The 23,600-nt window shown below is 60.6% G+C and carries 15 protein-coding genes and 1 pseudogene; 7 read left to right on the top strand and 9 right to left on the bottom strand.

What is annotated here, in order from left to right:
* Positions 1 to 155: 155 nt before the first annotated feature.
* Positions 156 to 2,339: a DNA helicase II gene (gene uvrD, locus LRO94_RS00600; protein ID WP_095185244.1), complete on the bottom strand. Its 2,184-nt coding sequence runs from the start codon at positions 2,337 to 2,339 to the stop codon at positions 156 to 158.
* A gap of 279 nt (positions 2,340 to 2,618) precedes the next feature.
* Between uvrD and LRO94_RS00595 the strand changes: the two genes are divergently transcribed.
* The 3 genes from LRO94_RS00595 (at position 2,619) to LRO94_RS00585 (ending at position 6,941) form a co-directional block, all read left to right on the top strand.
* Positions 2,619 to 5,492, top strand: coding sequence for an EAL domain-containing protein (locus LRO94_RS00595; protein ID WP_032884483.1), 2,874 nt, complete (start codon positions 2,619 to 2,621; stop codon positions 5,490 to 5,492).
* A 161-nt stretch (positions 5,493 to 5,653) separates the two neighbouring features.
* Positions 5,654 to 6,520, top strand: a complete 867-nt coding sequence (gene hexR, locus LRO94_RS00590; protein WP_003177007.1) for a transcriptional regulator HexR — start codon at positions 5,654 to 5,656, stop codon at positions 6,518 to 6,520.
* A gap of 223 nt (positions 6,521 to 6,743) precedes the next feature.
* A complete protein-coding gene (locus LRO94_RS00585) occupies positions 6,744 to 6,941 on the top strand; it encodes a PA3496 family putative envelope integrity protein (protein ID WP_081797576.1) in 198 nt (65 codons plus the stop codon).
* Here LRO94_RS00585 and LRO94_RS00580 read toward each other — a convergent pair.
* Entirely contained in the window at positions 6,871 to 7,845 is a 975-nt protein-coding gene (locus LRO94_RS00580) for a LysR family transcriptional regulator (RefSeq protein WP_179179734.1), read from the bottom strand. The genes LRO94_RS00585 and LRO94_RS00580 overlap by 71 nt on opposite strands.
* Positions 7,846 to 8,039: 194 nt before the next feature.
* Between LRO94_RS00580 and LRO94_RS00575 the strand changes: the two genes are divergently transcribed.
* Positions 8,040 to 9,455, top strand: a complete 1,416-nt coding sequence (locus LRO94_RS00575) for an acetyl-CoA carboxylase biotin carboxylase subunit (RefSeq protein WP_003213442.1) — start codon at positions 8,040 to 8,042, stop codon at positions 9,453 to 9,455.
* An 11-nt stretch (positions 9,456 to 9,466) separates the two neighbouring features.
* On the top strand, positions 9,467 to 11,275 hold the full coding sequence (gene oadA / locus LRO94_RS00570) for a sodium-extruding oxaloacetate decarboxylase subunit alpha (RefSeq protein WP_122763995.1): 1,809 nt from the start codon (positions 9,467 to 9,469) through the stop codon (positions 11,273 to 11,275).
* 60 nt (positions 11,276 to 11,335) lie between these two features.
* Here the strand turns inward: oadA and LRO94_RS00565 are convergent, their stop codons facing one another.
* From LRO94_RS00565 to LRO94_RS00555, 3 genes are all read right to left on the bottom strand, one after another.
* Entirely contained in the window at positions 11,336 to 12,646 is a 1,311-nt protein-coding gene (locus LRO94_RS00565; protein ID WP_179179735.1) for an autotransporter outer membrane beta-barrel domain-containing protein, read from the bottom strand.
* Positions 12,647 to 12,808: 162 nt separating this feature from the next.
* Positions 12,809 to 13,579 (bottom strand): amino acid ABC transporter permease, encoded by a 771-nt coding sequence (locus LRO94_RS00560; protein ID WP_032884479.1) that lies wholly within the window; start codon positions 13,577 to 13,579, stop codon positions 12,809 to 12,811.
* Positions 13,576 to 14,397 (bottom strand): ABC transporter substrate-binding protein, encoded by an 822-nt coding sequence (locus tag LRO94_RS00555; RefSeq protein WP_032884478.1) that lies wholly within the window; start codon positions 14,395 to 14,397, stop codon positions 13,576 to 13,578. The genes LRO94_RS00560 and LRO94_RS00555 overlap by 4 nt, the downstream gene beginning before the upstream one ends.
* A 112-nt stretch (positions 14,398 to 14,509) precedes the next feature.
* Here LRO94_RS00555 and LRO94_RS00550 point away from each other — a divergent pair, with 112 nt between their 5' ends.
* Positions 14,510 to 15,406, top strand: a complete 897-nt coding sequence (locus LRO94_RS00550; RefSeq protein WP_095185240.1) for a homocysteine S-methyltransferase family protein — start codon at positions 14,510 to 14,512, stop codon at positions 15,404 to 15,406.
* A gap of 3 nt (positions 15,407 to 15,409) precedes the next feature.
* Here LRO94_RS00550 and LRO94_RS00545 read toward each other — a convergent pair whose 3' ends face one another.
* The 3 genes and pseudogenes from LRO94_RS00545 to LRO94_RS00535 form a co-directional block, all read right to left on the bottom strand.
* Entirely contained in the window at positions 15,410 to 16,084 is a 675-nt protein-coding gene (locus LRO94_RS00545) for a GNAT family N-acetyltransferase (protein ID WP_032884476.1), read from the bottom strand.
* Positions 16,085 to 16,094: 10 nt separating this feature from the next.
* Positions 16,095 to 16,541, bottom strand: a complete 447-nt coding sequence (locus LRO94_RS00540) for a GNAT family N-acetyltransferase (RefSeq protein ID WP_032884475.1) — start codon at positions 16,539 to 16,541, stop codon at positions 16,095 to 16,097.
* Positions 16,538 to 17,175, bottom strand: a pseudogene (locus tag LRO94_RS00535) (FMN-binding negative transcriptional regulator). Before LRO94_RS00535 ends, LRO94_RS00540 begins: the two are co-directional and overlap by 4 nt.
* An 87-nt stretch (positions 17,176 to 17,262) precedes the next feature.
* Between LRO94_RS00535 and pdxR the strand changes: the two are divergent.
* Complete coding sequence (pdxR, locus tag LRO94_RS00530; protein WP_032884473.1) at positions 17,263 to 18,858, top strand: MocR-like pyridoxine biosynthesis transcription factor PdxR; 1,596 nt, start codon at positions 17,263 to 17,265, stop codon at positions 18,856 to 18,858.
* On the opposite strand, the gene LRO94_RS00525 is transcribed toward pdxR, so the two are convergent.
* A complete protein-coding gene (locus tag LRO94_RS00525) occupies positions 18,813 to 23,456 on the bottom strand; it encodes a dermonecrotic toxin domain-containing protein (protein ID WP_179179736.1) in 4,644 nt (1,547 codons plus the stop codon). The two genes, pdxR and LRO94_RS00525, sit on opposite strands and share 46 nt — an antisense overlap.
* Positions 23,457 to 23,600: the final 144 nt, after the last annotated feature.

Raw genomic sequence — 23,600 nt, 5'->3', positions numbered from 1 at the left:
CATGTTGCACAGGTGTAGTGGCAGTGGCTAGCGGCATAATGTTTCGGGCTTTTGCGTAAGACCGATTCCGAAGGATCTGTAGGACTGATTACTGATATTGGCCCGCGCTCGTTGAATACAAGGGCGGGCCAATAAGCTTCATGTAGGCAAATGTTTCAGACTGCTTCGAGCTTCGCGTAACCCATCATCAGCCATTTGCTACCTTCGGCGAAGTTCACCTGCACTCGTGCCTGGGCGCCAGCGCCTTCGAAATTGAGGATCACGCCCTCACCGAAGACCGCATGCCTGACCTGCTGGCCCAAGCTGAACGGAGTTTCCGGAATCTCGGAACCGGCAAACATACTGCTGGAGTTCTGCTGTTGGCCGCCGCCGAACGGGCGGCTGACGCTGTTGGAAAGGCGAACTTCCTGAATCAGGCCCTTCGGTACTTCACGTACGAAGCGCGACACCTTGTTGTAGGTCTCGCTGCCGTACAGGCGTCGGGTCTCGGCGTAGGTCATGACCAGGTTCTGCATCGCCCGAGTGATACCCACGTAGGCCAGGCGACGTTCTTCTTCAAGACGGCCGGGCTCTTCCAGGCTCATCTTGTGGGGGAACAGGCCTTCTTCCATGCCCACCAGGAACACGTACGGGAATTCCAGGCCCTTGGCGCTGTGCAAGGTCATCAGCTGGATGCTGTCTTCATGCTCATCGGCCTGGGTATCACCGGCTTCCAGCGAGGCGTGCCCGAGGAATGCGGCGAGTGGGGTCAGCTCTTCGTCTTCCTCGGTGTTTTCGAACGCGCGGGCGGCGCTGACCAGTTCCTCAAGGTTTTCTACTCGGGCCTGGCCTTTTTCGCCTTTTTCCGCTTCGTGATAGGCGATCAGTCCGGACTGCTCGATCACGGTCTGGGTCATCAAGTGCAGGGGCATTTCCAGGCACTTGGCGGCCAGATTCTCGATCAGCTCTACAAACACGCCCAGCGCACCCGCTGCCCGCCCGGTCAGGCCTTTGTTGGCGATCAGCAAGCGCATGGCTTCCCACATCGACACGTCGGCGTGGCGCGCGTGGTCGCGGATTGCTTCGACGGTTTTTTCGCCGATACCACGGGCCGGGATATTGATCACCCGCTCCAGCGCAGCATCATTGCCGCGACCTTCCAGCAAGCGCAGGTAGGCCATGGCGTTCTTGATTTCCGCACGCTCGAAGAAGCGCTGGCCGCCATAGATGCGGTACGGGATGCGTTCGCGCAGCAAGGCTTCTTCCAATACCCGCGATTGGGCGTTGGAGCGGTACAGAATCGCGATATCGCTACGTGCCAGGCCGGTTTTCAGGGCGCTTTCAATGGTTTCCACCACATAGCGCGCTTCATCGTGCTCGTTGAAGGCTGCGTACAGATTGATCGCTTCGCCTTCGCCGCCGTCGGTCCACAGCTCTTTGCCCAGGCGTCCGGTATTGTTGGCGATCAAGGCGTTGGCGGCCTTGAGGATGCCAGCGGTAGAACGGTAGTTCTGCTCCAGACGGATAGTGACCGCGTCCGGGAAGTCTTCGGAATACTGGTAGATGTTCTCGATTTTCGCGCCACGCCAGCCGTAGATGGACTGGTCGTCGTCACCCACTACCATCAGGCTGTCGCCGCCCTTGGCCAGCAGGCGCAACCAGGCGTACTGCACGGCGTTGGTGTCCTGGAACTCATCCACCAGAATGTGGCGGAAGCGTTTCTGGTAATGGGCCAGCAAGCCGGGGTTGTCGCGCCACAGGTCGAGGGCGCGCAGCAGCAGTTCGGAGAAGTCGATCACGCCGGCACGTGCGCAAGCAGCCTCATAGGCTTCATAAATGCTGCGCATGGTGGCCAGGAAAAGATCGCCGCTGGCTTGAATATGTTGCGGGCGCAGGCCTTCGTCTTTCTGGCCGTTGATAAACCACTGCGCCTGGCGCACGGGCCAACGCTGTTCGTCGAGGCCGAGTTCGCGGATCACGCGCTTGACCAGGCGTTGCTGGTCGTCGCTGTCAAGGATCTGGAAGGTCTGGGCGAGGCCAGCTTCCTGCCAATGGGCCCGCAACAGGCGGTGCGCAAGGCCGTGGAAGGTGCCGACCCACATGCCGGCCGGGCTGATGCCCATCAACTGTTCGATGCGATGGCGCATCTCGGCAGCGGCCTTGTTGGTGAACGTCACCGACAGGATTGAGTGCGGAGACGCGTTTTCGACCTGGATCAACCAGGCGATACGGTGCACCAGCACTCGGGTTTTACCGGAGCCAGCACCGGCCAGGACCAACTGACGGCCAACGGGGGCCGCTACGGCCTGGCGTTGGGCATCGTTGAGGGAGTTCAGCAAAAGAGAGAGATCATCGCGCATCGGCGCATTCTAGGGTGCTGGGGGGAGTCGGGCAAATCCCAATGCCGGGTGGTCGATGGAAAATATTCAACGTGATCCGGGCCGGCTCAATATTCTGCTCAGGGTGATGACCGGTCGGTCAATGCCCACAGCCCGCGCCGGGTCTCGCTGAAGCCGTCTGGCACCGAGCTTTGCGGCGTGTGACCACGCAGTTTTTATGACGTGGAGCAGTTTGGCCCAAGCGTTTGCTTGTGTATGCTCCGTCCACGTTTCGGGCTCACCATTATAAGAACACTGCCTATGACCCTCAGCACCGACCTGCCTGGCCCCTCGATGGCGCCTGCGCAGGTTATCCATAAACACTACGCCACTGAGATGGCGGTCGAGCGCACTCGCCTGTTGTATCAAGGTTCGCTGCTGCCGACCCTATTAATGTTGGTGAACGGCCTGGTATGCGCCTGGCTGCTGTGGAACCCCAAACAATACCTGCTCGACAGCATCTGGCTGGTGTGGCTCCTCGCCCTGGTGGCCATGCGCGTGATCCAGGTGGCGGCGTTTGATTCGGCGATGCCAAGCCGACAGGCGCAGCCGGTGTGGCGGCGCATGTTCATGCTCGGTTCGGCGGTCAGTGGCCTGACGCTGGCCACTGCGGCCATCGCCCTGGCGCCGGTCAACAGCTTCATGCAGCAAGCCTGGGTGTTCGGCCTGATCGGCGCGGCGACATTATCGGCCAGCGTGGCCTACGCCGTGAGCCTGCCGGCGTTTCTATCCTTCGCTGTGCCGTGCCTGGTGCCGTCTATTGTCTACCTGTTATGGGATGGTAGCCCGCAGCAACAAGGTTGGGGTGTGCTCGGCCTGATCCTGCTGGTGTCGCTGAACCTGGTGGCCTGGCAGGTCAACCGCCTGATCCAGCGTGAACTCCTGCGGCGTTTCCAGAACCAGGCGCTGATCGAGCATCTCCAGCAGGCGCAGCAGCGCAGCGAACAGTTGAATCAGGATTTGGTGCGTGAAGTCGAGCAGCGCCGTCAGGTCGAACAAGAGCTGCGCGAAGCCCAGATCGGCCTGCAGGACCGTGTGGCGCAACGTAGTCAGGAGTTGGACGTCGCCAGCCTGGCCCTGAATAAAAGTGAAGCGCGTCTGGCCATGGCGTTGCAAGCCAGCGAACTGGGCTTGTGGGACTGGAACCTGCAAACCGACGAAGTCCATCACACCCAGCTCAAAGAGCTGTTCGGCCTGGAGCCGGAGTACGTCACGGCCATGCTCGGCCACCTCAAACCGCGCTTGCACCCGGATGACTTACCGTTGCTCAAACGCGCGTTGGTGGAGCACCTCAAGGGGCGCACCGAGGATTACCAGGTGGAATACCGCGTGCGCCATGGCGATGGTCACTGGGTATGGATCGAAGACCGTGGCCGCGCGGTGGAGCGCGCTGCGAGCGGGCGAGTAATTCGAATGCTCGGTACGCGGCGCGACATCAGTGCCGGCAAGGCGCTCGAAGAACAACAGCGGCTGGCCTCGACGGTGTTCGAAGCCGCCAGCGAAGGCATCGTGATCCTCGACCCGGATTACGCGCTGATCGCAGTCAACCAGGCCTTCAGTCGCGTCACCGGCTTTGACATCGATGACATGCTTGGTCGCAACGTGGTGGAGCTACCCAGCAGCCGCGATGCCCGCCGTCACTTCCCGGTGATCCGCCAAGCTTTGCTCAGTCACGGCACCTGGCAGGGCGAACTGGTGGAAACACGCAAGAACGGCGAGCTTTACCCGCAGTGGCTGCAATTGAATGTTGTGCGTGATGTTCGTGGAAAAGTCAGTCACATCGTGGGCTTCTTCGCTGATCTGTCGGCGCGGCGCGAGTCCGAGGAGCGCATGCGCTACCTCACTCACTACGATGAATTGACCGGACTGGCCAACCGCTCGCTGTTCCGCGAACGGCTGCGCGAAGCCCACCAGCGCGTGCGCCAGGGCGGGCGCAGTCTGGCGTTGCTGCATATCAACCTGGACCGCTTCAAGCTGCTCAATGACAGTTTGGGCCATGAGGTGGCCGATCAGTTGCTGCAAAAGATGGCCCGCCGGTTGATCAACGCCTTGCCCGAAGCCGACACCATTGCACGCCTGTCCGGCGATGAGTTCGCTGTCTTGTTTGACGCCTACGGTAGCCTGTCGAGCCTGGCGCGGGTGGCCACGCGGCTGCTGGCCAAGCTGCGAGTGCCGGTGACGGTGGAGGGGCATGAGCTGGTGGTTAGCGCTTCGATGGGCGTGAGTTTGCTGCCGGACAATGCGCGTGAAATTTCCGAGCTGGTCAACCAATCGAATATGGCCATGCAACACGCCAAGCACCTGGGCGGCAACAACTTCCAGTTCTACACCGACAGCCTGCAAGGCAGCACCCTTGAGCGCCTGCAGTTGGAAAACCATCTGCGTAAAGCCATCGAGGAGCGCCAGCTTTCGGTGTTCTACCAGCCGAAACTGTGCCTGGCCACCGGTAGGCTCAATGCTGCTGAAGCGTTGGTGCGTTGGGAGCATCCACAATGGGGCATGGTGCCGCCCTGCGACTTTATCGGCCTGGCCGAAGAAACGGGCCTTATCGTGCCGCTGGGCGAATTCGTGTTGCGCGAGGCTTGCTGGCAAGCCTGTGAATGGCAGCGCCAGGGGTTGGCTTCGATTCGGGTGTCGGTGAATCTCTCGGTTCACCAATTGCGCCAGGGCAAGCTGGTCAGCCTGGTGCGCCAAGTATTGGAAGAAACCGGCCTGGACCCGCAATACCTGGAGCTGGAACTGACTGAGAGCCAACTGCTCGACAGCGTTGAACACATCATCGCCACTTTCCAGCAACTGCGTGACCTGGGGGTGAAGCTTGCCATCGATGACTTTGGCACGGGTTACTCGTCCCTCAGCTACCTCAAGCGCATCCCTGTGGACTACGTGAAAATCGACCAGACCTTTATCCGTGGGCTTGGACAGGGGCGCGAGGATGCGGCCATCACCCGAGCGATTATCGCCATGGCCCACGGCTTGGCGCTCAAGGTCGTGGCCGAAGGCGTGGAAGATCAGCAGCAGCTGGATTTCCTGCGGGCGGAGCGTTGCGACGAAGTGCAGGGGTATTTGATCAGCCGGCCGATGCAGGCTGACGGGTTGGCAGAATTGTTACGGAAAAATGCAGATTATCCTTAGCGACGCCAAGGGCGCCGGAGTGGCTACAAAGCTCCTGGCCTTTGAATATGAGGGTGGCAGGGCAATTAAGTGATGCGTCGGACGGGCAAAACGACAATTCTTGTAGTATAACTACAAGCTTGCTACATCCCCTGGCCCTGCCAATAACAAGAGTCCGTCCTTTGAACCTGTTGCAACATATCGCCCAGTCGCGCCACCTGTTACGCAAATCGGAACTCAAGGTTGCCGATCACGTGCTGCTTGACCCTGCGGCTGTGATGCACAGTTCCATGGCCGACTTGGCCCACAGCGTTGGCATCAGCGAGCCCACCATCGTGCGCTTCTGCCGCGCCATCGGTTGCTCCGGGTTCCAGGACCTGAAACTCAAATTGGCCCAAAGCCTGGCCGCCGGTGCCAGTTTTGGTCAGTTTGCAATCCATGAAGACGACTCCGTCGCCGATTACAGCCTCAAGATCTTTGACACCACCTTGCACACCCTCATGGAAGTGCGCGAGAAACTCGACCCGGTGGAGCTGCAAAAAGCCGTGACTGCCATGTCCCAGGCCCAGCGTGTGGAGTTCTACGGCTTCGGTGCGTCCGGCGCGGTGGCGGCAGATGCCCAGCACAAATTCTTCCGCCTGCTGCTGACAGCAGCGGCTTACAGCGACCCGCATATGCAGGCGATGTCGGCGGTGACTTTGAAGCCGACGGATGTGGCGATCTGTATTTCCCAGTCGGGCCGCTCCAAGGACCTGCTGATCACCGCCAATCTGGTGCGTGAAAGCGGCGCGTCGTTGATTACTCTGTGCCCGAGCCAGACGCCGTTGGCCGAACTGTCCACAGTCAACCTGGCGATCGACGTGCATGAAGACACCGAGATCTACACGCCTCTGACGTCACGCATCGCCCATCTGGTGGTAATCGATGTGTTGGCGATGGGCGTGGCCATGGCGCGCGGACCGAGCCTGGTCAACCACCTCAAGAGTGTGAAGCGCAGTTTGCGTAGCCTGCGGTTGTCGCCCAAGTCCGTCAAAGCCCTCGACGACTGATCCAGGGCCATACACGCTCAAAATGTGGGGGGGGCTTGCTCCCGATAGTAGTGGGTCAGTCAAAGAGAAACCGGCTGATGTACTGTAATCGGGAGCAAGCCCCCTCCCACATTTGGATTGTTTACCTATTCGGAAGATTCATCGTCCTGTAACCCCCGCGCCGTTAAACCGTCATCGCTACGACCCATCCTGTACTCCCCGTACTCGCTTTGGGAGACACCAAATGGCCCGTCCCTACGAAGACAGCAACAGCACCGTAAAGACCCGTCGTCAGCAGGAAGACCAGCGTCGCATGGCGTTCCGTCGCGCAATTGAAGACCGTTGCCAGGAGCGCCAACTGCTCCAGAGCATCAGTGACTACCCAGAACTCCACTGGCAGGCACCCGCGGCTGCCCAGCGAAGCGTTCAGCCAGCGCGCTGATTTGCACACGCTCGCTGCGAATAAAGCCCAGGAACGCATGGGCCACCGGTGACAGGCGCTTGGCCTTGGCTTGCACCAGGCACCAACTGCGGTACAGCGGCAGCTCTTCCACCGGCAGCTCCTTGAGCCCGCCGGTGGCCAGTTCCATATTCACCGCATGGCGCGTCAGCAAAGCCACGCCCAAGCCTGCGCACACGCATTCACGCTGCGCCTCGGCCGAAGCCACTTCCACCGTATGGGTGAAGTGCACGCGCTTCTCCTTGAAATACTCCTCGCAGGCCAGTCGCGTGCCGGAGCCCGGTTCGCGCACCAATAGTGTGTAAGGCTCCAGGTCTTGCAGACGCAGTGGCCCCTGCAGACTCAATGGATGATCGGGTGGAGCGACGGCAACAATCGGATTGTTGAGAAACGGCAGGAATTCCAACCCCATGTCTTGGGGCACCATGGACATAATCACGAGGTCGTCGCGGTTGTCGGAAAGACGCCGGATCACCTGGGCGCGGTTGACCACTGTCAGGTGCAGTTGTACTTCCGGATGCTGGCGCTTGAACGCGGCAAACAGGTGCGGCACGAAATACTTGGCACTGGATTCAATCGCGAGCTTTAGCTGACCTTGCAATGAACCTTGCATGTCCGACAGCTGCATATCGAGGTTTTCCAGGCGCCCGAAGATGTCACGACTGGCCCGTTGCAGCGCCTCGGCGGCCTCGGTCATGTAGAGTTTTTTACCCACATAATCGAACAGCGGCTGGCCGATCAGCTCCTCCAGCTGACGAATTTGCAGGCTGACGGCCGGTTGTGTCAGAGACATTTCCTCGGCTGCACGGCTGTAAGAGCGTAAATCGCACACTTCATTGAAAATCTGCAATTGACGCAATGTCATACGCATCAATGACTTACGCATAATTCAAATACCCATCCCGGCCGTAATGCGGTTACTATAAGTCTTTACTTATACACAACCCAATAATTATTGATTTTTGTTAATCCCTGCTGGGGCTTAGTGTGTGTCTCGCGACTGTCATGAAACATTTAGTCACGCGCCGACCCAGCTCCAGGGGTCGAAGAATGCAGCAATCGGCTCAAGGGAATTTCCAAGTGATAAAAAAGATCCTGATCGCCAACCGTGGTGAAATTGCCGTACGAATCGTGCGTGCTTGCGCCGAGATGGGCATTCGCTCGGTCGCGGTCTATTCCGACGCCGACCGCCACGCGTTGCACGTTAAACGTGCCGACGAAGCTCACAGCATTGGTGCCGAGCCTTTGGCCGGTTATCTGAACCCGCGCAAGCTGGTGAACCTGGCCGTGGAAACCGGTTGTGATGCGCTGCATCCTGGCTATGGCTTCCTGTCGGAAAATGCCGAGTTGGCAGACATCTGTGCTGAGCGTGGGATCAAGTTCATCGGCCCGTCCGCTGAAGTGATCCGCCGCATGGGCGACAAGACCGAAGCGCGCCGCAGCATGATCAAAGCCGGCGTGCCGGTCACGCCAGGCACCGAAGGCAACGTCGCCGACATCGCCGAAGCCCTCACCGAAGGCGACCGCATTGGTTACCCGGTGATGCTCAAGGCCACCTCGGGTGGTGGCGGTCGCGGGATTCGTCGTTGCAACAGTCGCGAAGAACTTGAACAAGCCTTCCCCCGCGTCATCTCCGAAGCCACCAAGGCCTTTGGTTCGGCGGAAGTGTTCCTGGAAAAATGCATCGTCAATCCCAAGCACATTGAGGCGCAGATCCTCGGTGACAGCTTCGGCAACGTGGTGCACCTGTTCGAGCGCGATTGCTCGATCCAGCGTCGCAACCAGAAGCTGATCGAGATCGCCCCAAGCCCACAGCTGACCCCTGAACAGCGCGCCTACATCGGCGACCTGTCGGTGCGCGCGGCCAAGGCCGTGGGCTACGAGAACGCCGGTACCGTGGAGTTCCTGCTCGCCGAGGGCGAGGTGTACTTCATGGAAATGAACACCAGGGTTCAGGTGGAACACACCATCACCGAAGAAATCACCGGGATCGACATCGTTCGTGAGCAGATCCGCATCGCCTCGGGCCTGCCTCTATCGGTGAAACAGGAAGACATCCAGCACCGTGGCTTCGCGTTGCAGTTCCGCATCAACGCGGAAGACCCGAAAAACAACTTCCTCCCAAGCTTCGGCAAGATCACCCGTTATTACGCGCCCGGCGGTCCCGGCGTGCGCACTGACACGGCTATCTATACCGGCTACACCATCCCACCGTTCTACGACTCCATGTGCCTCAAACTGGTGGTGTGGGCGTTGACCTGGGAAGAAGCCATGGACCGCGGCCTGCGTGCCCTGGACGACATGCGCCTGCAAGGCGTGAAGACCACTGCCGCCTACTACCAGGAAATCCTGCGTAACCCGGAATTCCGTAGCGGCCAGTTCAACACCAGTTTTGTGGAAAGCCACCCTGAGCTGACCAACTACTCGATCAAGCGCAAACCCGAAGAGCTGGCCCTGGCCATCGCCGCCGCCATCGCCGCCCACGCAGGCCTGTGAGGAATACAACAATGACCAAGAAAATCTTCGTAACCGACACCATCCTGCGCGACGCCCACCAATCGTTGCTGGCCACCCGCATGCGCACCGACGACATGCTGCCGATCTGCGACAAGCTCGACAAAGTCGGCTACTGGTCCCTGGAAGTCTGGGGCGGCGCGACCTTCGACGCCTGCGTACGCTTTCTGAAAGAAGACCCGTGGGAGCGCCTGCGCAAACTGCGCGCCGCGTTGCCTAACACCCGCCTGCAAATGTTGCTGCGTGGTCAGAACCTGCTGGGCTACCGCCATTACAGCGACGATGTGGTGAAAGCCTTCGTCGCCAAGGCAGCAGTGAATGGCATCGATGTGTTCCGTATCTTCGATGCGATGAACGATGTGCGTAACCTGCGCGTGGCCATCGAAGCCGTAAAAGCCGCCGGCAAACATGCCCAAGGCACCATCGCTTACACCACGAGCCCGGTGCACACCATCGACGCGTTCGTGGCGCAGGCCAAGCAACTGGAATCCATGGGTTGCGATTCGATCGCGATCAAGGACATGGCCGGCCTGCTGACCCCATACGCCACCGGCGAGCTGGTCAAGGCGCTGAAGGCCGAGCAGAACCTGCCGATCTTCATCCACTCCCATGACACCGCCGGCTTGGCCGCGATGTGCCAACTCAAGGCCATCGAAAACGGTGCCGACCATATCGACACGGCCATCTCCAGCTTCGCCTGGGGCACCAGCCACCCGGGTACCGAGTCGATGGTCGCCGCCCTTAAAGGCAGCGAATTCGATACCGGCCTCGACTTGGAACTGCTGCAAGAGATCGGTCTGTACTTCTACGCCGTGCGCAAGAAGTACCACCAGTTCGAAAGCGAATTCACCGCCGTCGACACCCGTGTGCAAGTCAACCAGGTACCGGGCGGGATGATTTCCAACCTGGCCAACCAGTTGAAAGAGCAGGGCGCCCTCAACCGCATGAGCGAAGTACTGGCCGAAATCCCGCGTGTGCGTGAAGACCTCGGCTTCCCGCCGCTGGTCACGCCAACGTCGCAGATCGTCGGCACTCAAGCGTTCTTCAACGTGCTGGCCGGTGAGCGCTACAAGACCATCACCAATGAGGTGAAGCTTTACCTGCAAGGCGGCTACGGCAAAGCGCCGGGCACTGTGAACGAGCAGTTGCGTCGCCAGGCCATCGGCAGCGAAGAAGTGATCGACGTGCGCCCAGCCGACCTGCTTAAGCCAGAGATGACCAAGCTGCGCGGAGAAATCGGCGCATTGGCCAAATCCGAAGAAGACGTGCTGACCTATGCCATGTTCCCGGACATCGGCCGCAAGTTCCTCGAAGAACGCGACGCCGGCACCTTGGCCCCGGAAGTGTTGTTACCCATCCCTGAAGCCGGCGGCGTAGCCCGTGCAGGTGGCGAAGGTGTGCCGACCGAGTTCGTCATCGACGTACACGGCGAAAGCTACCGCGTGGACATCACCGGTGTCGGCGTAAAAGCCGAAGGTAAGCGTCATTTCTACCTGTCCATCGACGGCATGCCGGAAGAAGTGGTGTTCGAGCCGCTCAACGAATTTGTCGGCGGCGGCAGCAGCAAGCGCAAGCAGGCCAGCGAGCCGGGCCATGTCAGCACCGCAATGCCGGGCAATATCGTTGACGTGCTGGTCAAGGAAGGCGACGTGGTCAAGGCCGGTCAGGCGGTGTTGATTACCGAAGCCATGAAAATGGAAACCGAAGTGCAGGCACCGATTGCCGGCAAGGTAACCGCTGTTCATGTGGCCAAGGGCGACCGGGTGAACCCTGGCGAAATCTTGATTGAAGTCGAAGGCTGATACAGCCTTCGACACTAACGTTTAATCCTCGGGGGGCATGTGCCCCCTTTTTTTTCGCCTTTAAAACGCCATCGCCCACTGGCCCGTCAGACCCTGGTTGCGGCTGTTGCTGCCAAATTCCGCGTTGTAGGCCAGGCCGACGCTGTGTTCGGCCGACAGCGTCAGGTCCAGGCCGGTGCGCAGCGCGAGGCTGTTGCGGTCAAGAGACGTGCCGCCGATGGTGAACTCACTGTTGAAGTCCTCGCGTTTTTCATGGACGAAGGACTGGCGCACGCGGCTGTCGACATTGCCATACAGGTGTTTCCAACTGCTGCTCAGGTGCGGTTTGAGGGTCATGCGGTTGCCCAGCGCGAAGTCTTGGGAGACACGCACGCCGAAGGTATTGCTGAGGTTTTGCTGGGTTTGTGCGCCAACGTTCAGCGCGCCGTAGCCGCCTTTTTCCTCGAAACGATCACGCTGGTAGCGCTGGAAGCCGACGGCGGCATAGGGTTCGGCACGCCAGCCGGCAGCGTCCAACTGATAGCCCAACTCGGCAAAAGCGTTCTGGCTGTGGGCCTTGTATTTGCCGCTGAGCTGCTCACGATAGTCGAGCAAGCCTAGATCGACCGAGCGTTTGTTCTGCCCGCGATGGCTGCTGTAAAGCGCACCGAGGCGCATCGAGAGCGGCCCGTCCTGACGTGCGGCGTAGGTGCCGAGGTGCCAGCTGTCCACTTCACCCTTGAAACCCTTGGTGCTCAAGTCGCTGCCGGACTTGCCGCCCACCACACCGATTCGCCACGCGTGGTCGATTGACCAGTCGGCGCCGAGCAGCACGCCTTGGGTGCTTTGGCTCAAGCCGGCGCTGCCATGTTGGGCGTCGAGCCTGCCGCCGCTGTCCAGGCCCTGCAGCCAAACTCGGCCTGTCTCGCGGGTGTCCATATCTAACTGACGTACTGCCGAGAGCAGGCTGGCGTTCAACTGCTTCAGGGCGTTTTGCGTGGCGGTGCCCAGATTGGCGTTTTGGCTGCCGGCCAGTTGCTCAAGCGCGGCCCCGACCTGGCCGGGTGCAAGGCTGGACAGGTACTGGCCGTAATCGTCCAGCTCGTCCTTGGCCTGTTCGCTGATTTCGTCCGACGCGTACAGTTCATCCACGGCAGCGTCGAGCACGCGGGCGACGTTCAGGCCGTTGCGACTCGTCGCCCGATCCGCGAAGTAGAAGTCATCTGGCCCTGGGACGGCCGGTTCGAACTGTCGGCTTTTATCGGGCATGACAATCCAATCAAGCCATTCGCTGTCCGGCTCCATATCGCCCCGTGCCTGCGCGTCTTGAGTACTCGCGACACCCAGCGACAGCATGATCGCCAGTGCGAGTTGTTTGTGTATGAACGGCATGTAGGCCCACCTCTTGATATTTGAGGCGGGGAATTTAGCGATGCTCAGGCGGGATAAATGTCAGGCGCAGTGCCGCTGGATTGCAGGAGACTTCCCAGGTCTTGTGCGATAAGGCGCGCGGTTTGCAGAGGGGGGGCGGGTGCGACGCGCGCTCTACTGACTTCACCCGCGCCGAACGTAGCCCTTACCAAAGTGACGTTCCATCCGCGCCTGGATCAATTCCAGGGCGAGGGACATCACCCAGTAGATGATTGCGGCGGTGGTGAGCATCTCGATGTAGCGATAGCTTGAGCGGCCGTAGGATTGCGCGAGGAACATTACTTCCCACACGCCCATCACCGAGATCAGGGACGAGTCCTTGAGCATCGAGATGAATTGGTTAGTCGCGGGCGGAACAATGGTGCGCATGGCTTGGGGCAGGGTGACGTGCCAGAAGATCGCGTTATCGCGCATGCCCAGCGCGAGGGCGGCTTCGCGTTGGCCGTGGGGCACGCCAAGGATGCCGGCGCGGAAGATTTCGCTCAGGTACGCGCCATAGTTCAGCGACAGAGCAATGATCCCAGCCGTGATCGCGCCGGGCACCAGGCCCAGTTGCGGCATGCCCAGATAGATCAGCAGGATCTGGATCAGCAACGGCGTGCCACGGAAGAACGAGGCGTAGAAGGTGGCGATGCCAAACGCCACCGCGCTGCTGGACAGGCGCCCCAGTGCCGTGACGAAGCCCAGCGCCGACGACACCAGAATCGAACACAGGCACAGGAACAGCGTTAACGCCGCGCCCTGCAGGAAACCATTGGGCGCCAGGTGCAGACCGACCAGGTTGGGCAGCTTGTCGAGAATGATCGAGAACTTCAGGTCAAAGCTCAGGAAGAAGCTCGCAAACAGGGCGAACAGCGCCGCCCAGGTCAGGTAAAGCCGCGTGCGAAAACTCATCGGCTGATATCAGCGCCGATCCATTTTTGCGACAGCTTGCTCAAGGTGCCGTCCTGCTTGAGCTGGGCAAACACCTCACGCACTTTGCTGTCCCACGCGGCGTCGCCTTTTTCGATAGCTACCGAGTTGGGCTCCGAGTACAGCGGTTCGCCAGCAAGCTTGAAGCGTTTGTCCTGGGTCAGGCGAGGCTGTGCGGTCACCAGGTTGGTAAGGATCGCGTCCAGGCGCACGCCGGCGCCGAGGCCGAGGTCCTGGAAGGCGACGTTGTCAGTGTCGTACGGCGCGATCTGCACCTCTTCGAACGGGTACTGCAGTTGTGTGTCTTCAGCGCCTTCGATCACCAGGTTCTTGTTCAGGTAGCTTTCATAGCTGGAGGCACTGGTGAGGCCGACTTTCTTGCCGCTCAAATCCTTGGCGGCGTGAATGCGGTCGTCCTTGGCATTGACCACGATCACGGCCGGCGAAGCGTAGTACTCCACCGGGAAGTCGAACACTTCGGCGCGGGCTTTGCTCGGGGTCATCGAGCAGATGCAAATATCGTAGCGTCCGCTCCAGCGGCCAGCGGCGATCACGTCCCACGATGGCGTTTCCAAACGCAGCTTCACACCCAATTTTTGCGCCACGGCCTTGGCCACATCGACGTCAAAACCATCCAACTGGTTCTGGTCATTGAGAAACGAGAACGGCGGATAGCTTTCCATCAGCACGCCCACCAGCTCTTTTTTCTGTTCGATCCGGTCCAGGGTCGTACCGCCAAACGCCTGGGTGGAGGCAGCCAGTGTCATCAGGCCCAGGGCCAGCAGGGGTTTAAGTTTCACGAAGGACACCTTTAGAAAAAAGAGTTGGTATGAAGCGAATTGAACGTATTAAATAGTTATAAGAACGACTCTCATAGTGAGTTATTTTCATAAGCTTATGAGTAAAAAGCATATGGGCGCAGAAACAGTAATTCTCGATGGCGGCATGGGCCGTGAACTGCAACGCCGTGGCGCGCCGTTTCGCCAGCCGGAGTGGTCGGCGTTGGCGCTGAGCGAAGCGCCGCAGGCGGTGGAGGCTGTGCATGCGGCCTATATCGACAGCGGTGCCAACGTGATCACCAGCAACAGCTACGCGGTGGTGCCGTTTCATATCGGTGAAGCGCGGTTTGCTGCCGAAGGCCAGGCCTTGGCGGCGTTGGCCGGCGAATTGGCGCGTCGTGCGGTAACGGCGTCGGGCAAAAACGTGCGGGTGGCCGGTTCGCTGCCGCCGCTGTTTGGCTCCTATCGTCCGGACTTGTTTGAAGCACAGCGCGTGTCTGAGTTGCTCACCCCACTGGTGCAGGGTCTCGCGCCCCACGTCGACTTGTGGCTGGCGGAAACCCAGAGTTCAATCGTCGAGGCGCGGGCGATTCATGCCGGCCTGCCTCAGGATGGCAAGCCGTTCTGGCTGTCGTTTACCTTGAAAGATGAAGACACTGACGACGTCCCGCGCCTGCGCTCCGGCGAGCCGGTGGCAGACGCGGCCGAAGTGGCGGCGCAGTTGGGTGTGCAAGTGTTGTTGTTCAATTGCAGCCAGCCGGAAGTGATTGGCGCGGCCATCGACGCGGCGCGTCAAACCTTCGAGCGTCTGGGCGTGTCGATCCAGATCGGCGCCTACGCCAATGCCTTCCCGCCGCAACCCAAGGAAGCCACGGCCAACGATGGCCTGGATCCGTTGCGCGAGGACCTCGATCCGCCGGGCTACCTGCATTGGGCCGCGGACTGGCAGAAACGCGGTGCCAGCCACCTGGGCGGTTGCTGCGGGATCGGGCCGGAGCACATTGCGGTGCTGGCCCAGAAGCTGAACTAAGGCTTAAGCCTGGCGGCACTGCGCCAGGCTTTTTACCTGACCCGAGGCGGTTTGGTTGGACTCCGACAACCACGCCTCAAACCCCGCGCCCACCGTCGGCCATTCCGAATCCAAAATCGAATACCACGCCGTATCCCGGTTCTGCCCCTTGACCACCATATGCTGGCGGAACACCCCCTCAAAACTGAACCCCAACCGCTCAGCCGCATATTTGGAGCGGGCGTTGCCGTTGTTGCACTTCCATTCCAGGCGGCGGTAGCCCTGCTCGAACGCGTATTTGGCCAAGAGGTACACCGCTTCGGTGCTTTTGGGTGAGCGCTGCATCGGCGCGCCGAAGGTGACATGCCCGATTTCTATGCGGCCTTGGGCCGGGACGATGGACATCAGGCTGAGGATGCCCTGCACCTGGCCGGTCGCACGGTCGACGATGCTGAAGAAGTACGGGTCGGTATTGGCCGCGTGGTTGTTCAGCCACGCATCGAACGCGGCGCGCTCGGTAAACGGGCCGTACGGCAAGTAATCCCACAGCTTGGGGTCGGCGCCGGGGCCTTCGAGGGCTTGCCACAGTTGATCGGCGTGGCGCGCCGGGTCGAGTTTTTCCAAGTGGATAAAGCGCCCTTCGAGCAGTTGAGCGGTGGGCGCCGGGACGCCTTTCCAGTCGGCGAGGGAAGTAGACATGCTGCGCTCCTTAAAGACCTTTACGAAATTGAATGAAGCCAGGGCGTTCGGCGATGCGCTCGTAGAGTTGGATCGCGGTGGCGTTGGTCTCGTGGGTCAGCCAGTGCACCTTGCAGCAGCCGTCGGCCTTGGCAGTGGCGTAGACGAACTCGATCAGTTTACGGCCGACACCGGTGCCGCGTTGGGCAGGGTCCACCAGCAAATCCTGCAAATAGCACGAGTTCTCGATGCTCCAATTAGATCGGTGATAGATGAAGTTGACCATGCCCACCGCCTTGCCGTCCTGCCAGGCCAGTGCCGAATGGGTCGGCTCGCTGGCGTCGATCAGGCGCTGCCAGGTGCTTTGGCTGACGGCGTCCGGCAGTTCGGTGTTGTAGAACGTCAAGTACGCCTGCCACAGCGGCAACCAGGCGGCGTGGTCGGCTGCAGTGACCTGGCGGATGTCGATCTGGCTCATTCTGAAACTCCTTGGGGAATAAAGCGTGCGAGGGTCTGGTCGCGCACGTCCGCGCTGGCGGCGAGGCCGTCGCGCACGCCGGCGATGTCCGCCGCGCTGCGGTTCTGGCTGAGTTTGCGTTTGCCGATCAGGCGCTCGATGGGCAATGCAAAGCCGACGATGGCCTTGAGCATGCCGTCGATGTAATCAGCGGGGGCGTCGCTGACTTTCCATGGTTGCGCACGGTTACCTTCGTGGCGGTCGGTGAGGGCGCTGACCAGCGCCAGAGGCGCTCGGCATCGGTAAACACCTCGGCCTTGCCGTAGGCATGCACGGCGATGTAATTCCAGGTCGGCACCACTTTGCCGTGCTCGGCCTTGGCCGGGTAAAACGCCGGGCTGATATACGCGTCGGCGCCGGCAAAAATCAGCAGGGCGTCGTTGCCATTCTGTAAATCGCGCCACTGCGGATTGGCCTTGGCCAAGTGCCCGTAAAGCGTGCCGTTGGGGCCTTCATCGGGGTTGAGCAGCAGCGGCAAGTGGCTGGCTTGCAGGCCTTGCTCGCCAAAGGTCACCAGTTGCGCCAGGCGGGTGTGCTGGATCAATTGATGCAGTTCGGGTAAGTCGTCGAGGGCAAAGGCGCGAGGTGTGTACATGAATATTTTCCTTGGCGAATGCCAGCATCCTAGGCAGGCTAATGGTCCGTTGTAAGAGCCATCTACGGCCAATTTCATAGGTCCAATATGTCGCCGACTGCGCCGCCTCTGTCATTCAACCCCGCCGGTATCGAGCTGGATCGCGGCCAGGGCCTGACGCGCCAGCTCTATGAAGCCCTACGCCAGCGCGTACTCGATGGTCGCCTGATCAGCGGCACGCGCCTGCCGGCCAGCCGTGACCTGGCCGCCGCGCTGTCGATTTCCCGCAACAGCGTGGTACGTGCCTACGATCAGCTGTATGCCGAGGGGTTTATCGAAGGGCGTGTCGGCGATGGCACTTACGTCGCTCAACTGCCCTCGACGGAAAAACTATCCACAAAAGTACCCACAGGGTTACACACAGGCTTATCCCCAGCCTTATCCACAAAATGGGAAAATTTGCCAGCGGATCTCGATGATGAAGTTATCCACAGACCGGCCCTGGGGCGACTGCAAAACCACTATCTGTCGCAGCCACCCGCAGGGCCGCCGAAGGCGTTTCGGGTCGGTGTGCCGGCTTTCGATCTGTTCCCGTTCGAGGTCTGGGCCAAGCTGAACGGGGCATTCTGGCGCAAGCCGGACCTGCAACAGCTGTGCTATGGCGACCCCGCAGGCGATGGGCGTCTGCGCGGGCTGATCGCGGCATACCTGCGCAGTTCGCGGGGGATGCAATGTACGGCTGAGCAAATAGTGATCACCAGTGGTGCACAGCAGGCGATTAGCCTTTGTGCACAGTTGCTGGTGGAGCCCGGCGATGGCGTGGCCGTGGAAAACCCTGGCTATCGCGCCGCAGGCCATGCATTCGCCCTGGCCGGTGGGTGCCTGCATGGGGTGCCGGTGGACAGTGACGGCATCGACTGCCAGGCCCTCGATCAACTGGGCGACTGTCGCCTGGCGTACGTCACGCCTTCCCATCAATACCCTTTGGGCGTGGTGATGAGCCTGGCGCGGCGCTTGGAATTGCTGGCCTGGGCCGAGCGCCGAGGCGGCTGGATCGTCGAAGATGACTACGACGGCGAATACCGATACAGCGGCGCGCCCCTGTCACCGTTGGCCGCGCTGGACCGCAGTGGTCGCGTGCTCTACGTGGGCACCTTCGGCAAAGTCGCGTTTCCGGCACTGCGCCTGGGTTATCTGGTGTTGCCGTCGGGTCTGGTGGACGCCTTCTCACGGCGCCGCGCTGTCGATATGCGCCACTCGGAAGTCAGCACTCAGGCAGTGATGGCCGAGTTCATGGCGGCGGGCCATTTTCAACGGCACATCCGCCGCATGCGCCGCGCAGCATTAAGCCGGCGCAATGCCTTGCTGGCCGGTTGGCCCAGCGGTCTGCCGGGGGTTGGCGAGTTGCCGAGCGTAGCGGCGGGGCTGCACATGACGGTGCGCGTGGACAGCTTGGCCCGCGAACAGCAACTGCTGGAGCAGGCCCGCTCGGCCGACGTTGAGGTCAATGGTCTGAGCAGCTACTGGCTGGCGCACTCCACCACGCCGGCGGATCAACGCGCCGGCCTGGTGTTGGGGTTTGCCGCCGTGCCTGAAGCCGCGATTGCCGACGCGCTGAAGCGTCTGCGCAAGGCCTGGGGCGCCGACAAGCAGCACGGTCAGCTGTCAAAAAACAGCGATTTGGCGAGTTTCGACCCGATCTGACTGCGGTAAATCGCAATCTGGTCGTGGTCGTTCAAGCCGGTGCGCTGCAGGCTTCCCCCTTGCTTCTGTTGTTCACGCGTCTTGAGGTGCCCGGCGATATATTCTTCGGCGGCCGCTTGCGCTGAGCTGTAGTGAAAGTGGGCATACCACAGCACGTTGTGGGTTTGATGGTCGCGTATTTCGTACTCGTCCAGAAAGTCTTTGCCCGGCCCCTTGAGGCGACGCCGGGTGATGACCTTGGCAATTTCCACCAAACCCCGGTCAAACAGCCACTCCACCCGTGCCGCTGTGGGCGGTTGCTGCTTGGTCATGCTGATCCGGGTCGTGGTGCCCAGCTCGTACAGGCGCTGCGCCGCGTCGTTGAGCTGCTTGTTAGTGGAGGCTGCGGAAGGGCGGTCGCTTTCGGTCAGATTACGTTGGGTCAACGCTTCTTCGATGCGGCTGACGGCACGCTCCAGGCGAGCGGCGTATTGGTGGAACATCTCCTCGATTTCGACCGGAATGCGCCCGGCCTTTTTTGAGTGGCCCAGGGTCCGCAAGGTCGCGGCAGGCTCGTCCTGAAGCAACTGGTCACCCTCGTTGAGGCTCACGTTCAGGTCTATCGCCTGGGGCGGTCGCGGTCCGGAAGGGCGGCTGTCGCGTTCGACCCACACCCCAGGCTCTTTCTCATGGAAGGTCGCAATGACTTTGCCCGTCAGCGGCGACTTTACATCCACCAGCCCTTCTTCGGCCGCGCGCGGTTCGCCGACCACCACGCCGTTGAAGCGTGTCTTGATGATCTTGCGCTTGGGGGGTGATGCGGTTTTCGAACTGCCGGGCTTGGGCTCCAACGCTTTGCTTTCCCTGAGCAACAGGGCCAGCTCGCGAACGACGTGCTGATTGAATTCGTTGATCTGCTTGCGCAGGGTTTCCAGGGGCTCGCGCTGTACCTGCTCGGGGTATTCGGCATGCAGGTCCAGCAGGCGCTGGTCAACGATGGAAAATTGATCGACCAGGCTGTTGAGCACGTCGATACGCTCCTCCAACGAGCGAATAGCCGTGTCGGCCAGCGCCTCCGTGCAGCTCTGTATGTGAAGATCGGCGGCATCGACAATGGTGTCGAGCAGGGCGCGCGCAGTATCGAACGCTTCGCCGTCTCCCTCTTGGACGCACAGGTGACGGGCCAGGGTGACTTGAAATGCCTTCAAGTCCCGCAATTGAAGCTTGGGCAGGGCGTGTTGCGTGCTCTGAATGACCTTGTTGCCGTCGATGCCAAGCGTTTCCAGTTCATGAAAACGTGTCTCCACGTACTCCATGCGTCTGATCATTTCGCCCGTCATGTCCGACATGGCCCGGGCGGTTTGTGTCTTGGTCTTGGCATCAATGCCGGTGACCGACTCAAGGCTCGGGACGGAGCTTTCCAGGGTTTCACGGAACCGCGGTAAGCGTTGGTTGATGGCGGAGCGCGTCAACAGCAGTTGCTTGTGCAAATAGTCGATCATGGAGCTCTGGTAGTTGGGCACGTTATCGATAATGCCCAGTGACCTGAGTTGGCGGATCGGCACGTCGTAATCCAGGATTCGGGCGTCGACCTTGTCGATGAAGCTCTGGCGGCGCAATTCGGTGGAGGGGCCTGCTTCGTCGCCTATCGCCGTGTGTGCGCCGGCGATTTCCGACTGCCTGCTACGCTCATTGGCGTCGAATTCGTCGAGCTGCCTGCGCAGGTCGCCGATTCGAGACGTATTGCGGATTTGCACGGCCTTGCGCCGGTTTTTGAAGCCACCACCGCGCAGGCGCAGGCGTGTGTCCACAAACCATTGGCCCGCCTTGTTGTTGAGTAGCATGGGGCCCATTCGCGAGGGATTGCCTGGGGCGATGATGACCACGTTATCCGCTTCGTCTACGTTGACTTCGAACCAGCGCGTGCCGACCACGGCGTACCATTTCTGGGCGTTCGGGTAGAGGTGCAGATAGATACCAGGTTCTGTGACCTGAGGTTCCAGGCCCGCGGGCCTCTCGATTTTGAAGCTGTCCAGCGTGGCCTCCAGGCTTGGACGGTCGGTGGGGATGGCGCCGCGAATGTTCAGCAGGCCCTGATGCCGACTCGGCAGCTCGGTGCCCGTTACGTTGTCCAGCCGGGCCACGGAGGTTTTGCTGGGCGGCGGCTCGATTTTTTCGGCGGGTTCGACCGCTGACGATTCTGTTTTCAGCCTGGTTTCTTCGCTGGGTTTTTCGACCGGCGCGTGACGCAAGGCCCCGTGCAGCGCCAGGGCCATGCCAAGGTTGAGTAACAGGTCGACCTGGGCTATCCAGGCGCCTTCGGGGTCCGCTTCGGGGTTGTCCTGCTGGGCGATGTCCTGCAAGTCATCCATGATCTGCCAGATCCAGGCGGCGATACCGGCCGTGCGCCCCAGGAACGGCAACGTCGCATTGAAGATTTGCCAGCCTGCCTGGCGCAAGGTTGCCCAGCGTTTTTGCGCATTGGAGACTGACTGGCGGCCCGCCAGTTCGACCATGGCCTCGGCATTGGCTTTGAACAGTGCGGCCAGCGGGGCTGCGCCAAGCACCTGGTCGCTCAAGGTAATGGAGCCGCTCATGTACACCATGACCTGCGGCTCGACCAGCCCTCGAATGACCGTCCATGGCGATGGCCATTTATCGGGGAATACATACTGCGCGTAGTTGAAGCGCGCCGCCTCTGGCAGCCAGGCCAGCACCGAGTCGCGAAGTGGACGCGTGTGTTTGATGGCGTAGATCAGGTTTTGCCGTGACGGATACTGCAGCAGCGTTGGTTCCAGCAAGGGACGGTACAGCAGGCACGGGCCCGCGGCGGCGTCTTTGGCGCCGATCACGAACATATTGGCAACCACATCCTGATCATTGCCGGGGCGCAAGGTCGGTAAGAATGCCAAGGGGCGAATGACAATCTCCTGCCCGTCTACGAGTCGCCCGTGGTCTTCGTCCTGCATTACGGCAGCGACGTAGCGCGCACCGAGTTCATCGACCCCGTACTGTTGGCGAATCTTGAGTTGCAGTGCCAGCAAAGGCAGCTGTACGCGCAAATGGTTGATGTAGAGCGTTTGTCTGCCCTTGGCCTGAACCGTATCTTCCAGCAGCGTGCGCTTGATCAGCGCCGGGTAGTGCTGGCCGATATCGATGTTTTCAATCACGCCCTTCAGGTAGGTGTAAGACAGCCACGGGGGAGCTGCGCTGCCGTTATAGAGCACGCGGGGTTGGCCGGTCGGCAGGCCTGTGAGGTTTTCCAGGGCTAGGTCGATCAGGTTACGGCGTGTGATGTCCGGCGCCGTGGGCACGATGAACGTGCTTCCCCAGACAACCGGGCTTTCGATGTGAACTTCGATCTTGTCGACGTTGATGTTTGCACCTTGGGCGTGCGCACGAATCTGGCTCTGCAACTGATCGCGGGTGTATTCGCGGATCGGCGCAATATCGTCATTGAAGGACGCGCCCTTCTGGAGGGTATGCAACTCGGCAAGATCGATCAGGCGCCGACTGTAGGTGGAAATATCCAAGTCCGAGGCGTGGGCCAGCCAGTCGGGCAACCGCTCATGGATGTCACGGATATTGGATAGCGAGTGATCGCTCAAGTCCTCGACCACCGGCAGGACGTTGGCAACCGCGACCAGGGGGCTGGCGTCGGCGTCCACGTTGATCGCTTTGCGGTCGTCTTTGTCAATCGAGCCTATTGCGTCGAGTTGCAACGCAATCAGTGCGCCGGCCAGGCTGTCGAAGAAATTGCCCGGCGGTTCGTACAGCCGCCACTGCAGGCTTAGCTCATTGTTCCGTGCGTTCATTCGGTCGGGCAGTTGTTCTCCGAATTGCTCCAGCGAGTCGAATTTTTCGTAGCCGTTGACCAGTGAGTAAACCAGGACCCGCTGGCCCTGCTCATGCTCGCCAATCACTACGGCGATGTCCATGAGGGCGGTGTGAGCGGTCTGGCTGTCTTGCAGCGCATCGACGTCGATCAGGTAGGCGTGAGTGTTGTAGCTGTCCTGGGCAGAGCGTGTGGCTCGCTCCGGGAAAAGGAACAGCGACCTGGCTATGGCGCAATCATGTTCATCCCAGCCCTCTTGCGCCGTGACATTCCATACTTTGCGCAGGGATTGTGAGAACACTTTCCAGCGGTGCCCGCTTCGGCCATCGGAGGCATTCCAGTAATTGAGGTACTGCTCCTGGAAGGCAGACAGCATCAGTTCTGACAGCTCATTGATCATGCGCGCAATGGCATCGATTTTTACCGGTAAATGCACCGGTGGCCGGGCGTCGGGTTGCAGTGTCAGGAAGTGTTCGCCATCGAGGTAGATCACCGGCTTCGGGTTCAGCATCTGGCTTGCCAGCACCGAAGTGAGCGACATGGCATAGGCCGGGGCGGATAGGACTTGATCATCGACGACGCGCCAATTCGGCGTGACGACCATGGCCAGGTCCGGGTCGATGGCCAGGGTTGGATACAGCTCCTTGAGCGCCGAGCGCAGGGTCACGGCGGCCACCTCCCGGCTGTTCGGGCCGGAGGTCAGTTGAGTCAGTAGCTCATAGGTAGTAGGGGGTCGATTGTGGCTGGTGGCCGACGGATGATCAGGAAGCGTTGCTTCAGGCATAGGCAAGTCCTTTGCAGAAATGAAGGGCGCTTGAGCGTGGGTGGCTCGGGGCCCTTTCTTGGGAAGTACGGCGCCGGGGTGCGGCGCCGTTGCAGAGGACAACGGTAGTGAGGGGAGGATTGGCGCGGGCGGTAATTACTTAGC

The organism is Pseudomonas sivasensis, from assembly GCF_021391435.1.
In the GTDB taxonomy this organism is placed as follows: domain Bacteria; phylum Pseudomonadota; class Gammaproteobacteria; order Pseudomonadales; family Pseudomonadaceae; genus Aquipseudomonas; species Aquipseudomonas sivasensis.
This window is presented reverse-complemented; position numbering and strand designations above follow the sequence as displayed.